Raw genomic sequence first — 12,375 nt, 5'->3', positions numbered from 1 at the left:
GCCCCATTGGTCCCATTAAATACAGAGAACGAAATCATCGAATTGGCTCGCGTGGTCGGGTTGAGCTTAAAGGAACGCGGTTGGCTGCTGACAACCGCCGAATCCTGTACCGGCGGCGGAATTGCGCAAGCGATTACCGAAATACCGGGCAGTTCGGCTTGGTTCGACCGAGGCTTCGTGACTTACAGCAATGCCGCCAAAATACAAATGCTGGGTGTCCGGGCCGAGACGATCGAAAATTATGGCGCGGTTAGCGCCGAGACTGCGAGTGAGATGACAGGCGGCGCATTGAAACACAGTCAGGCCGATTGGGCAATCGCAGTGACCGGCATTGCCGGGCCTGGTGGCGGCACTTCGGTGAAACCGGTCGGCACGGTTTACATTGCATGGCAGCGGCGCGGTGCAATTGCCGAAATTGCCGAAAAGCATTTCGATGGCGATCGCCACCAAATTAGAACCAAAACAATCAAGACCGCATTGGCGGAATGGTTGAATATTGATAAGTAAACACGGAGGAGAATCATGAACGAACACAAAAAATTGCGTTGGGGTATCTTAGGCGCGGCAAGGGTCAACGAGCGGCTGATGCCGGCGATTGTCGATGCGAGCAATGCCGAATTGGTGGCGATCGGCAGTCGCCGTCCCGGCGCCGCGGCGGAAACCTTGGCGAAATATGCGCCGCATCAGCAAGGTGTTCGCGCTTACGATAGCCCTGAAGCGATTCTCGATGACGATGAAATCGAAGCGGTTTATTTGCCGATGGCGAATCGTGAACATGCCGAATGGGCCTTGCGCGCGATCGAGAAGGGCAAGCATGTTTTATGCGAAAAGCCGATGGCGTTGAAGGTTTCGGATATCGAAGCGATCGAAGCTGCGGCGCATCGTCATAACGTTACTGTGATGGAAGGCTTTATGTACCGTTTTCATCCGCAGCATGCGCGGGCCTTAGATATTCTACGTTCCGGCGAGATCGGCGAGGTTAAAACGGTGCGTGCGAGTTTTTCGTTCATGATGAAACCGGCCAGAAGGTATCGGATCGCAGATAGTATCGATCAAGGCGGCGGAGCGATGTGGGATATAGGCTGTTATGCGATTCATTCGCTCAGGCTGTTTTTCGATGGAATGCCGGAGTCGGTCACTGCCGTTGCCAAATATATCGAAAGCGGCGCCGATACTGCGTGTAGCGGTGTGCTCGATTTCGGCGACGGCAAATACGCGCATTTCGATTTCAGTTTCGAACGCGCGCGGCGCTGCGAGTACGAAGTCATCGGCACAAAAGGCGGTTTGAAATGTCATGGCGTTTGGCAAAATCCGGGCGACATTCCGGTCATTTCCTGGTGGACGGAAGGAGGGCGGCAATCTGAGGAGATACTCCCTATCGCCGATCATTTCCGTTTGGAAATCGAACACTTCAGCGATTGCGTTTTGAGCGGCAAGACCCCCGCGCTTTCGCTAGAAGACGCTAAGACCAATTGTCGGATTATTGTCGGAGCGCTGCAATCGGCCGAGGATGGTCGGCTAATTCGTTTTTAATCATAAATAACTGGCGTCAATCAAACCGGTTAAGTCATTCTCGTGCGCTAGTTTTCCGGATTCGTACATGAAGGCGCTAAGTTTGCGCGCGCTGTTTAACAAAATCGGCGATGACCCTAGCAGTAAGCGTTGATTGTTGCTTCGATCGGGAATGACTAAACCTTTATATGTACTAAGCACTTGAGCGGGCGATAATTTAAAGCGCGGTGCCATTCGGTAAGCGGCGTCTTGTGGGTTTTTGGTCAGATGCTCAAGTGCTTTAAGATGGGCTAAGACCAAATGGCGAATGGCTGGGGCTCGACTAAAACCCAAACGATCGGTTCGAAAAGCCAGAACATCAAAAATAGTGTCGGGGATTTTTCGACTGTCGAAAAGCTTGATTGCACCTTCGCGTAACAAACGGCTGGCAACCGGCTCGTAAGTGACTAGGGCGTCGACTTGTTGCTGTTGCCAGGCTTGAAAATGGGCATCGATTGTCAATGGAACCGCTGTGATTTCAGCCATTGACAAACCTGAGGCATCCAGGGCTTTGTGCAGCAATAACGAGCCGACTGCGCCTTGTTCAAAGCCGATGCGCTGCCCCTTGAGATCGGCTAGCTTTGCTATGTATGGCCTAGCTAGCAACATATCCGCACCAGCTGAAATGTTAAATACCAAAACCACGGTAAGCGGCAATCCGGAAGCGCGTGCCGTTAAGACTTCGTCCAGCGTCAATGCCGCCCCGTCAACCTTGCCGTCGAGCAGTGCGTTTAATGATTCGGTTGCAGAAGTTGTTTCAATCAAATCGACTAACGAGTTATCCAACCATTTTTCGCGCCGGGCTAGAAACAGAAATTCATAACCGGGCCAAGCATGAGCGGCAATCGCAATGCGTTGAGCAAACCATGATTCGCAGCCGGGAAGCCAGGGTGATAGGCTCAGTGCGGTAAGGCGCCGAATGAAATGCCGTCGGGATGAATGATCAGAAAAGTTTGTTGTCGGCACAACTGATTGTAATAAAACTTGAAGAGTTAAGAGATTCGTATTTCGTTGAGCATCCGGCAACCATGCGCATAAAGCTAAAAAACGGCTAACCTGCATCCGTTCTTTCCCAAGCTGGGGCTCTCGCCGTTATACATAAGTCGTAGATATACCGTCTTGCCATCTTGGCAAATGTGACCTCGATGCCCTTTATTGTTGCTTAACGTAACCGTCTTTCCCTCACCTAGCCCAGCCTTAACAAATGTAGTGTCTGCGTTATAAGTTATTGAAACATAGAAATTAAAAAACGTGCCAAAAATGGGTTGTAGTGCCATAATGTTTTCTTTTCTTAATATTCAATGACTTATGATCGGTAAATGTTAAAGCTGGGCTAGCGTTAGGTGAGGGACGACTAAGGCGTCGCTCCCACAAGGGGCTGGATGCTCTGTGGGAGCGATCCCCAGATCGCGATCTCGGAGCCACTGATATCCGATAGCCGCAGATTTATCAAACAGCACCGTTTCCAGTTATACGATGACCTCTGTTTAGCAAGTTTACCGATATTTGTGTATAACGAAAATAGCTGGAGCTTGGGTAACAGCATATTTTAGTCTTTGTGATCTTGGCGCCATTTATTGTAGCCTGGTATTTTCGGCTTATGTCGAAGCCCTCGAGGCGTCCTAAATGAAACTTTGGCAATTCATTAAGTTAATTTTAGCGACATCCTTATCTTGATGCGTATGGGTTCGTCAACTCGCTTATGAGATAAGAAATGTAAAAGCATATTTACCTCAAAATGTTACGATTGAATTCGACTTATACTCGTAGATGAAAATTCGGCCTCGGGCTCTGCCGAAATTTGAAGTGCGAAAGGTATAAAATTAACCCAAACTTCATCTCCTAATTGCTACTTTAAAGCATGTAACGCTTCGAAGGTAATTAGAGCTTGAAAAATTTCGCCGGCTGAAATAGTGACTCTCACCTTGCCCATTTCCTCCGAAATCGATGTGACGTGTCCCGTCCCGGATATTGGTTAAGGTGTGTATTTTCGAACAAATAGCTAATCAAGGCAAATAGACATGAATGTTCAATTGTGAGTCGTGAGATAAGGCTCGCTCAATGGTAAAAGAATTGTAAATCCTTTCTAAGAAGAGTGCGGAATTCGGAATTTACCGAATGTTTAATTCCTCTCGGGGCTATGTCGTGAAATAATACGCGTTCTGAGAGTTGTTTCATTTCGGCGGGTCGGAAAGTAAAACATTTGATTTGTTGAAAGGATCATATCAGCAACTCTGTCGTTAATCGATGCATGAGGTTAGAGAAATGATTAAAATAATAACGATAGCTTGCCTGTTGATTTTGGCTGAAATAGGTGTGGTTCATGCTGAAGAAGCCAGTGCCAAATCATCTGTTCAGGCTTCGGCGGAACAAGGCGATGCGCTTGCGCAAGCTAAAATGGGCGCCTTATATTTATTGGGTCGGGATGGTTTTGAAGTCGATGAGCAACAAGCCGCCGGGTGGATGCTTAAGGCGGCTGAGCAAGGTCTGCTCGAAGCTGAAGTCGTCGTTGCTGCGATGTACGATAGGGGCTTGGGTATGTCTCAAGATGTCAAAAAAGCCACGCAATGGTATGAAAAGGCCGCGGCGAAAGGTCATGGAGCTTCGTTGGCTATTCTCGGAAAGAACGAGGCGCCAAAGGGTAGTGTGGGGTTTAACTACCAGGCAATACGCATGCGGGCTTCCAAGCAAATTCCAAATGAATACGCAAAAAAGATTTTATTGAAAACGAATAAATAACAAATGACGACGAAAACACGATTTGCCCCGAGTCCGACGGGTTATCTTCATATCGGCGGCGCGCGGACCGCGCTTTTTTCTTGGTTGTATTCCCGTAAGCACGGCGGCCGTTTTGTTTTGAGGATCGAAGATACCGATCTGGAGCGTTCTACGCAAGAGTCGGTCAATGCGATTTTAGAGGGAATGACTTGGTTGGGCTTGGAATACGACGAAGGGCCTTTCTATCAGACGCACCGGTTCGAACGCTACAAAGCCGTCATACAGCAACTGCTCGACCAGGGTGACGCCTACTATTGTTATTGCAGTAAAGAAGAGCTGGAACAACTGCGTAACGAGCAGATGGCGAACAAGGAAAAGCCTCGTTATAACGGCAAATGCCGGGAAACTCCGGGCGTGTCTGAAGGCGTCATGCCCGTGATTCGATTTAGGAATCCGGATGCCGGTGAGGTGGTTGTCAAGGATTTGGTGAAAGGCGATATTGTCGTTTCGAACAAAGAATTGGATGATTTGATTATCGCACGTTCCGACGGATCGCCGACCTATAATCTCAGCGTCGTCGTCGATGATATGGATATGGGGGTGACGCATGTGATTCGCGGTGACGACCACATAAACAATACGCCGAGACAGATGAATATCTTGAAGGCGTTGGGTGCTCCGATTCCCGAATATGCACATCTGCCGATGATATTGGGCGCGGATGGCGCGAGACTATCCAAACGCCATGGCGCGGTCAGCGTGATGCAGTATCGGGATGAAGGTTATTTACCCGAAGCGCTATTGAATTATCTGGTTCGGTTGGGTTGGTCGCATGGCGATCAGGAAATTTTTAGCCTGGACGAAATGATCGAGTATTTCGAACTAAAAGACGTCAATGTGTCGGCATCGGCATTCAATCCGGAAAAGCTATTGTGGCTCAATCATCAATACATCATGAACTCGGATCCGGCTCATGTTGCGCGGCATTTGAGCTGGCACATGGGCGAGCAGGGTATCGACCCTACCGACGGACCGGATTTGGTTGAGTTAGTCAAAGTTCAGAAAGAGCGTTGCAAAACCTTGGTCGAAATGGCCACGATCAGTCGCTATTTCTACAAGGACTTCGATGAATACGATGAAAAGGCTGCAAGAAAGAATTTCAAACCGGAGAGTGCGGATGTTTTGCAACAGCTGCATGATCAATTTAGCGGGCTGGATAATTGGCAAGGAGAGGCTTTGCATCAAATTGTCGTCAATTTAGCCGAGACCTTGGGGCTGAATTTGGGTAAAGTCGCCCAGCCATTGCGAGTAGCGGTTTGCGGAACTTCGGTGTCGCCCCCGATCGATATGACATTGGCGTTGTTGGGGCGCGAAAAAACCTTGGCGCGATTAGCTCGTGCCGTGGATTTTATCAAGTCTTTAAATTAAAGCTGGACAAGAATTTAAAATCCTGTAGAATATGCGGACTCAAGTGAGGGGCCATAGCTCAGCTGGGAGAGCGCAACACTGGCAGTGTTGAGGTCAGCGGTTCGATCCCGCTTGGCTCCACCATTTGAATTAGCGTCTTAAGTCCCCATCGTCTAGTGGCCTAGGACACCGCCCTTTCACGGCGGTAACGGGGGTTCGAACCCCCCTGGGGACGCCATTTCGCACAAAAAAGTTCAGATATCGGTTCTGAAAAAAATACCGATCCGTTTTAGTCCCCATCGTCTAGTGGCCTAGGACACCGCCCTTTCACGGCGGTAACGGGGGTTCGAACCCCCCTGGGGACGCCATTTATTGAAGGCTTACGATCTTTGGTCGTAGGCCTTTTTTATTGCCTGCTGTTTTCTATCTTAGAAAAAGCATCTAACCGTAACGATTATGAAGAAGCTGTCACCGCCCCGGCAAATGAAAGTTTTCTGGTGACGGAGGGTGCGGTTCGCATACTTTCACAATAACGTTCATGAAGGCCTGGCATCGCCCCGGTAAAGGATAGTCCTTTGGTGGGGAAGGTGCGGTCACTCGCCCGACAGGACGCCGTGAACCCAGCACCTAAATTCCATGTAATTATTCACACCCCTATCGTTCCCACGCTCCGGCGTGGGAATGAAGACCGAGACGCTCTAGCGTCTCGTACCGCTGGGGCGGTACTCAGGCGTTCCCACGCAGAGCGTCGCTGCCATTAAGTTAAGGTCCTTGGAGTTTTACTCCCCTCTTTGAAAAAGAGTGGCTGGGGGAGATTTTTCCTCGTTCCCATCGCTCCAGCGTGGGAACGCATACCGATCTGGTTTCGACAGCCAAGGCACGGATTCCCACGGAGGACCGTGGGAACCAGAAAAGGCTTAACTTAATGGCAATGACGCAGAGCGTGGGAGCGATAATTTCCGGGGGACTGAATAGTTACAAACGATCGGTATTATTTATATGTACACTTTTTCGGTAAGTGTATTATCCTGTGGCATTATCATAACCGTTTAAGTTATTGCATCGGTTCAATATGTTACGAATTAAGGAGTCACAGATGAAAGGTAATAGTCAAGTTATCGAGCGCTTGAACGAATTATTGGCCGGCGAATTGACGGCAATCGATCAATATTTTATTCATTCGCGTATGTATGAAAATTGGGGGTTCGGTAGACTCTACGAACGCATTGCTCATGAAGTGCAAGATGAGACTGCCCATGCCGATGCATTAATCAAGCGCATTTTATTTTTGGAGGGTACGCCTGATTTATCGAAGCGCGAGCCCCTAAAGGTCGGTGCGAATGTCTCGGATATGCTAAAAAACGATCTTGAATTGGAATTAAAGGTCATTGCCTCATTGCGGTCGGTCATCGCCTTTTGCGAATCGGCGCAAGATTATCAGACCCGAGAAATTTTGGAAAGCATGCTAAAGGACACAGAGGACGATCATACGCATTGGCTGGAACAGCAATTGGGGTTAATCGATAGAATCGGATTGCAAAATTATTTGCAATCGCAACAATAATGTTGATTTCTCGCCGCGGTATTGGCCTGTTAAGGCTGAATTAACAATGTTGTTATCCAATAGGGTTTATTTAATTTAAATTTGTATAAGGAAGGTATATGAGAATTCCAAGACAATATTTCATCGTTATTTTTATGGTATTTCTGATGTTTTCTACGCAAAACGCGAATGCGTATTCCGCAGCCGATAAATCGTTGCGTGGATTGGCCGGGATGACGACCGGAGTGCTCGAGATTCCGGGGAACATGGTCAAGGAGAGTCAGGCTCAGGGCCCTGCAGTCGGAATACCGATGGGATTGGCTATCGGCTTAGGCATGACGGTTACGCGTACATTGGTTGGCGTTTATGAGTTTCTATCGGCTCCGTTTCCATTGCCGGCCGGTTTTCGTCCGATTTTGAAACCCGAGTACCCTTGGGATTACTTTAAATAATTTTTTCGCCCTGGGAACTACTCCCTATATACTCAAAAAATGGCTAACTTTATATTTAGGATTTGGCCGTAAATAACTTCCCTATTTTAAGGAGGATTCGGTTGCTCGATTGGCAGGTGTCGGCGGCAGGGAAAGCCGCCGTCAAGCCTACACGGACGTATTCACGGCGTCCTGCTAAGCGAGTGACCGAACCCTCAACAAGGCTCATAGTTCCAGGACGTTATTTATCACGAAATCCTTAGACGAATTAATAGCTAGCCGGTTGGTTTAGTCATTTAAATTCTACGTGGCTTCCCGCCCAAGCCATTGCTCGACTGATGGCGCTCGATAGGTTGAAAAAGCATCCAATAATTGTTTTGGGTGTTTTTCAATCAACAGCATCGAACGATCGACCGGTTTGACGAATTGTTCGTCAACGGCATGATCCAAAAAGGCAACCAAGCCGTTATAGTAGCCGTCGATATTGAGCAAGCCGCAGGGTTTTCGATGCAAGCCCAGTTGCGCCCAAGTCAGTATCTCAAATAATTCCTCCAGCGTGCCTAGTCCGCCGGGCAAAGCGATAAATCCATCGGCTAGATCGGCCATCAAGGCTTTACGTTCATGCATCGATCCGACAATGTTCAACTCGGTTAGTCCGTAGTGAGCCACTTCCTTATCCACTAAATCTTGAGGAATCACGCCGATGACTTCTCCATTTAGCGCCAATACGGCATCGGCAAGTTGGCCCATTATCCCGACGTGGGCGCCGCCGTAAACCAAACCGATGCCATGGAGCGCAAGCTCTTTAGCGAGAAGATGCGCAGCAAGAGTATATTCGGGCCGTTTTCCGGATCTAGACCCGCAGTAAACGCAAATTCTTTTCATTCGATAAGCCTTCTATAATTCGCCTAAATCTTGAATCGCATTGGGCAGGTTAATTAAACAAAACCACGGCTTTACGCAAAGTCGACCAAATACCCCAAGTCAAAGGAATGGCGACATAAAGCCAGAATACTAGCAACAGTATCCATTGGCCGGGTTTAAAAGGTTTGCTGTTTTTCATCGGAGGAGGCTCACAAAGCGGTTTTCGTTAATGTTGAAGTGTTCGTATTCCGAGACTCATCGAGCGGATAAGCGCCGTCCAGTTCGTCGAATTCATCGTGTTGCATATAATGCTTTTCATGTACCGGCTTGATCAATAAATTACAGAAAAAACCCAAGAGTAAAATGCCTGCCATGATATACATCGTGACGTTATAGGCATCGGTTTTCGCGATGCCTTGGGCGATCTGAAATTCTCGGACATAGTTGACCAAAACCGGGCCCAACACGCCGGCCGTCGACCATGCGGTTAGAAGTCGGCCGTGAATGCCGCCGACATAACGCGTACCGAAAATATCGGCCAAATAAGCGGGAATCGATGAAAAGCCTCCGCCGTACATGCTCAAAATAACCGCGTAAAGCACGATGAACAAGGCAATGTTTCCAGACATGCCGACCGAAGGAACAGCCGCATAAAGCCCGGCGCCGACTGCGAAGAATACGAAATAAGTGCTCTTGCGCCCGATATAGTCGGATACGGTGGACCAGAAAAAACGTCCGCCCATGTTGAATAGACTCAACAAGCCGACGAAACCGGCCGCGGCCGCCGGTGTTACCAGTCCCTTGAATATTTCCTGAATCATCACCGAAGCTTGTCCCAGTACACCGATACCTGCCGTCACATTCAAACACAAAACCAGCCACAGCAAATAGAATTGCGGCGTTTTTAAGGCCTGGTCGATATGTACATGGCGATGCGTGATCATCTTGTTACGCAGTACGGGCGGTTTCCAGCCTTTAGGCTGCCAGTTTTCGGGCGGCGTGCGAATCGTCAATGCGCCGATCGTCATCGATAAAAAATATAAAACGCCCATCGTCAAGAATGTTTCGATCACGCCGACCGATAAGGACGGTTGGAAATGATCCATCAGCAATACCGACAACGGCGCGCCGATCATCGCGCCGCCGCCGAATCCCATGATCGCCATGCCGGTCGCCATGCCTCGCCGGTCGGGAAACCATTTAATCAAGGTCGAAACCGGCGAGACATAGCCTAAACCGAGACCGATGCCTCCGATGACGCCATAGCCCAAATACAGCAGCCAGATTTGATGCAAAAAAACGCCTAATGCCGAAATCAAAAAACCGCCGCCGAAACAGCACGCGGCCACGAACATCGTCAAGCGCGGGCCGACTTTTTCGAGCCACTTACCGCCGAATGCGGCCGATATGCCCAGAAAAACGATGGCCAGACTGAAAATCCAGCCCAGCTCGGTCAATTTCCAGTCGTCCGGCGCAGAAGCCGAAACTCCGATCACCCGAGTCAAAGGTTCGTTAAACACGCTGAATGCATAAGCTTGGCCGATACACAAATGCACCGACAAAGCGGCGGGCGGCACCAGCCAGCGGTTGTAGTCGGGAGAGGCGGTTATGCGTTGTTTAGAGAAAAATCCGGACATGAAAACCTTTTTCATTTCAGTTTAGGCCTTTGGGTCTGTAAACCTGGCTTTAACATTTTTCGGTTATAAAATAGGGAATAATAGCTAAAAATAAATATCAAAGCACTGCTGGAGGTTGCGGAGCTATCGGAGAGGGACGAGTGACTTCGATGGGCGCTATCTTATCGGAATCGGGCTGGATGTACTATGGATATGGTCGTAAATAACTTCCCTATTTCCGCTCGTTCCCAAGCTCTTTGCTTGGGGTGCAGTACGAGAAGCTCTAGCTTCTCGAAACCGGTTAGCAAGAGCTTACATAGAAAAGGAGGGGAGGGCTTTTATTTGCGATTACTATTAATCAAAAAGTAACCTGACCCCTTTTCTGTCGACCCCTTTTCTGTCGTGCGCACCCTGGTGACCCCGCCAATATTAACCCAAGCCCTTATGGTTTGACCTGAGTAGGGTTTCGATGCCTAGAGACGTACAGCGTTCCTTACAACAATCTGAAGCTTATACGTAATTACTGTAAAAGTTCGTAGATTGAGACTCTTTATCTAATTTTTCGAAATACAAAACTCTGTTCTGGCAATGCCGGTTCCGGATAGGGTGCGGTTGCTCGATCGACAGGCGTCGGCGGCAGGGCAGATTTTTGCTCCTGCAAAATCTGCATTCACGCCATCCTTGGCGATCGAGCGCCGTCACGGCGCCCTGTCGGGCGAGTGATCGCGCCCTCCCCACCAGAGAACTTTCATTTGCCGGGGCGATGACCAGGCCTTCATGAACGTTAGGTAATTATTTTTCACATCGTTTATAAATTCACGTTTCAGCCTGTAGATTTGCGCATCGTGACAAATTCTTCGGCCGCAGTCGGATGAATACCGATCGTCGAGTCGAAGACGCTTTTGGTCGCGCCGGCTCGAATTGCGACTGCCATGCCTTGTATGATTTCTCCGGCTTCCGGCCCGACCATGTGGATGCCTAGGACCCGGTCGGTGCTTTTTCTGACGATCATTTTCATCATCGTTTTTTCATCGAGACCGGACAGCGTGTGCTTCATCGGCGTAAAAACCGATTTATAGATCTCGATATCGGAATATCGCTCCTTGGCTTCGGATTCGGTCAACCCGACCGTGCCGATATTCGGCTGGCTGAATACCGCCGTTGGGATATTTTCGTAATCGACCGAGGTGGGTTTATCGGTATAGAGACTGTTGACCAGCGCCATCGCCTCGGCTGTAGCGACCGGTGTAAGGTTGAGACCGCCGGTGACATCGCCTAGTGCATATATCGATGGAATGTTGCTTTGATAATGGTGGTCGACGACGATTTCGCCGTTCTTGGTTAACGCAACGCCGAGTTCTGACAGTCCTAGTCCTGTAGTATTCGGTTTTCGCCCGGTCGCATATAAAATCAGATCGGCTTTAACGATTTGATTCCGGTCGGTATGGGCTTGATAGCCGCTTTCGGTTCTGTCGACCGATTTAATGTTGGTGTTGAGCAGAATATCGATGCCTTTTTTTTGCATTTCCTGACTGGCAAATGCTCTAACATCGTGATCGAATCCCCGCAGTATTTGCTCGCCCCGATAGCATAATGTTGTGTTAACGCCCAAGCCGTGCATGATGCCGGCGAATTCGACGGCAATATAGCCGCCGCCGACAATCAGTATTCGCTCGGGAAGATTATCCAAGGCAAACATGTCATCGGAATCGACGACATGTTCGTTGCCCGGAAAATCGGGAATAAACGGCTTGCCGCCGGTCGCGATTAAAATGCGTTCGCTGCGGTATCGAGTTTCGCCGACTTGCACGGTATGAGCGTCAAGCAATGTCGCTTGGCCTTCGATCAGCGTTACGCCGGACTTGTCGAGCAAACTGCCGTATATGCCTTGCAGCCGTTCCAATTCGCGATCTTTTTGCGACAACAAACGCCGCCAGTCGAATCTGGTTTCGCTTAGCGACCAGCCGAAACCTTTAGCCGCTTCAAAATCCTCGCGAAAATGCGAGGCATAGACGAACAATTTCTTAGGCACGCAACCGACATTGACGCAGGTACCGCCCAGATGGCGGTCTTCGGCGATGGCGACGCGGATGCCGAGGTTGGCGGCCGTTCGCGCGGCTCGAACGCCTCCCGAACCCGCGCCGATGACAAATAGCTCGAAATCGTAATCAGTCATGTGAATTTTCTTAGATAGATGAATAATCTTAAACTCGGCAGTTCAATCATGATGCACACGAAGTTCATA

General features: G+C 49.2%; 11 protein-coding genes and 3 tRNA genes. 9 read left to right on the top strand and 5 right to left on the bottom strand.

Annotated elements, in window-relative coordinates; all coding sequences use genetic code 11:
• The first annotated feature begins 42 nt into the window (after nt 1–42).
• A complete protein-coding gene (locus WJM45_RS13675) occupies nt 43–507 on the top strand; it encodes a CinA family protein (RefSeq protein WP_341328945.1) in 465 nt (154 codons plus the stop codon).
• A 15-nt stretch (nt 508–522) separates the two neighbouring features.
• Complete coding sequence (locus WJM45_RS13670; protein ID WP_341325646.1) at nt 523–1,533, top strand: Gfo/Idh/MocA family oxidoreductase; 1,011 nt, start codon at nt 523–525, stop codon at nt 1,531–1,533.
• Here WJM45_RS13670 and WJM45_RS13665 read toward each other — a convergent pair whose 3' ends face one another.
• Nucleotides 1,534–2,517, bottom strand: a complete 984-nt coding sequence (locus WJM45_RS13665) for an ABC transporter substrate-binding protein (RefSeq protein WP_341325645.1) — start codon at nt 2,515–2,517, stop codon at nt 1,534–1,536.
• A gap of 1,299 nt (nt 2,518–3,816) precedes the next feature.
• On the opposite strand from WJM45_RS13665, the gene WJM45_RS13660 reads away from it, so the two are divergent.
• The 7 genes from WJM45_RS13660 to WJM45_RS13630 all read left to right on the top strand — a co-directional run bounded on the left by WJM45_RS13660 (nt 3,817) and on the right by WJM45_RS13630 (nt 7,671).
• Nucleotides 3,817–4,290, top strand: a complete 474-nt coding sequence (locus WJM45_RS13660; protein ID WP_341325644.1) for a tetratricopeptide repeat protein — start codon at nt 3,817–3,819, stop codon at nt 4,288–4,290.
• A 3-nt stretch (nt 4,291–4,293) separates the two neighbouring features.
• Nucleotides 4,294–5,697 (top strand): glutamate--tRNA ligase, encoded by a 1,404-nt coding sequence (gene gltX / locus WJM45_RS13655; RefSeq protein ID WP_341325643.1) that lies wholly within the window; start codon nt 4,294–4,296, stop codon nt 5,695–5,697.
• A gap of 47 nt (nt 5,698–5,744) precedes the next feature.
• A tRNA-Ala gene (locus tag WJM45_RS13650) sits at nt 5,745–5,820 on the top strand.
• Between the two features lie 18 nt (nt 5,821–5,838).
• A tRNA-Glu gene (locus WJM45_RS13645) sits at nt 5,839–5,914 on the top strand.
• Between the two features lie 54 nt (nt 5,915–5,968).
• A tRNA-Glu gene (locus WJM45_RS13640) sits at nt 5,969–6,044 on the top strand.
• 728 nt (nt 6,045–6,772) lie between these two features.
• Nucleotides 6,773–7,240 carry a bacterioferritin gene (gene bfr / locus WJM45_RS13635; RefSeq protein WP_341325642.1) on the top strand — a complete coding sequence of 156 codons (468 nt, stop codon included), beginning with the start codon at nt 6,773–6,775 and terminating at the stop codon, nt 7,238–7,240.
• A gap of 98 nt (nt 7,241–7,338) precedes the next feature.
• Nucleotides 7,339–7,671 carry an exosortase system-associated protein, TIGR04073 family gene (locus WJM45_RS13630; protein ID WP_341325641.1) on the top strand — a complete coding sequence of 111 codons (333 nt, stop codon included), beginning with the start codon at nt 7,339–7,341 and terminating at the stop codon, nt 7,669–7,671.
• A gap of 282 nt (nt 7,672–7,953) precedes the next feature.
• Here WJM45_RS13630 and WJM45_RS13625 read toward each other — a convergent pair whose 3' ends face one another.
• The 4 genes from WJM45_RS13625 to gorA all read right to left on the bottom strand — a co-directional run bounded on the left by WJM45_RS13625 (nt 7,954) and on the right by gorA (nt 12,306).
• Nucleotides 7,954–8,535: a TIGR00730 family Rossman fold protein gene (locus tag WJM45_RS13625; protein WP_341325640.1), complete on the bottom strand. Its 582-nt coding sequence runs from the start codon at nt 8,533–8,535 to the stop codon at nt 7,954–7,956.
• 49 nt (nt 8,536–8,584) lie between these two features.
• Nucleotides 8,585–8,713 carry a hypothetical protein gene (locus tag WJM45_RS13620; RefSeq protein WP_341325639.1) on the bottom strand — a complete coding sequence of 43 codons (129 nt, stop codon included), beginning with the start codon at nt 8,711–8,713 and terminating at the stop codon, nt 8,585–8,587.
• Between the two features lie 10 nt (nt 8,714–8,723).
• Nucleotides 8,724–10,151, bottom strand: coding sequence for an OFA family MFS transporter (locus WJM45_RS13615; RefSeq protein ID WP_341328944.1), 1,428 nt, complete (start codon nt 10,149–10,151; stop codon nt 8,724–8,726).
• Nucleotides 10,152–10,953: 802 nt separating this feature from the next.
• Complete coding sequence (gorA, locus tag WJM45_RS13610; protein ID WP_341325638.1) at nt 10,954–12,306, bottom strand: glutathione-disulfide reductase; 1,353 nt, start codon at nt 12,304–12,306, stop codon at nt 10,954–10,956.
• Nucleotides 12,307–12,375 lie beyond the last annotated feature (69 nt).

The sequence above is a fragment of the Methylotuvimicrobium sp. KM2 genome, assembly GCF_038051925.1.
In the GTDB taxonomy this organism is placed as follows: Bacteria; Pseudomonadota; Gammaproteobacteria; order Methylococcales; family Methylomonadaceae; genus Methylotuvimicrobium.
Note: the sequence above shows the minus strand (reverse complement) of the source record. Positions and strands in the feature narration are given on the sequence as shown.

What these genes read in the sequence shown, in the direction of transcription:
- WJM45_RS13670 (WP_341325646.1), top strand. Translation starts at nt 523, where the DNA reads ATGAACGAACACAAAAAATTGCGTTGGGGTATCTTAGGCGCGGCAAGG.
- WJM45_RS13660 (WP_341325644.1), top strand. Translation starts at nt 3,817, where the DNA reads ATGATTAAAATAATAACGATAGCTTGCCTGTTGATTTTGGCTGAAATA.
- gorA (WP_341325638.1), bottom strand. Translation starts at nt 12,306, where the DNA reads ATGACTGATTACGATTTCGAGCTATTTGTCATCGGCGCGGGTTCGGGA.
- bfr (WP_341325642.1), top strand. Translation starts at nt 6,773, where the DNA reads ATGAAAGGTAATAGTCAAGTTATCGAGCGCTTGAACGAATTATTGGCC.
- WJM45_RS13625 (WP_341325640.1), bottom strand. Translation starts at nt 8,535, where the DNA reads ATGAAAAGAATTTGCGTTTACTGCGGGTCTAGATCCGGAAAACGGCCC.
- WJM45_RS13620 (WP_341325639.1), bottom strand. Translation starts at nt 8,713, where the DNA reads ATGAAAAACAGCAAACCTTTTAAACCCGGCCAATGGATACTGTTGCTA.
- WJM45_RS13630 (WP_341325641.1), top strand. Translation starts at nt 7,339, where the DNA reads ATGAGAATTCCAAGACAATATTTCATCGTTATTTTTATGGTATTTCTG.
- WJM45_RS13615 (WP_341328944.1), bottom strand. Translation starts at nt 10,151, where the DNA reads ATGTCCGGATTTTTCTCTAAACAACGCATAACCGCCTCTCCCGACTAC.
- gltX (WP_341325643.1), top strand. Translation starts at nt 4,294, where the DNA reads ATGACGACGAAAACACGATTTGCCCCGAGTCCGACGGGTTATCTTCAT.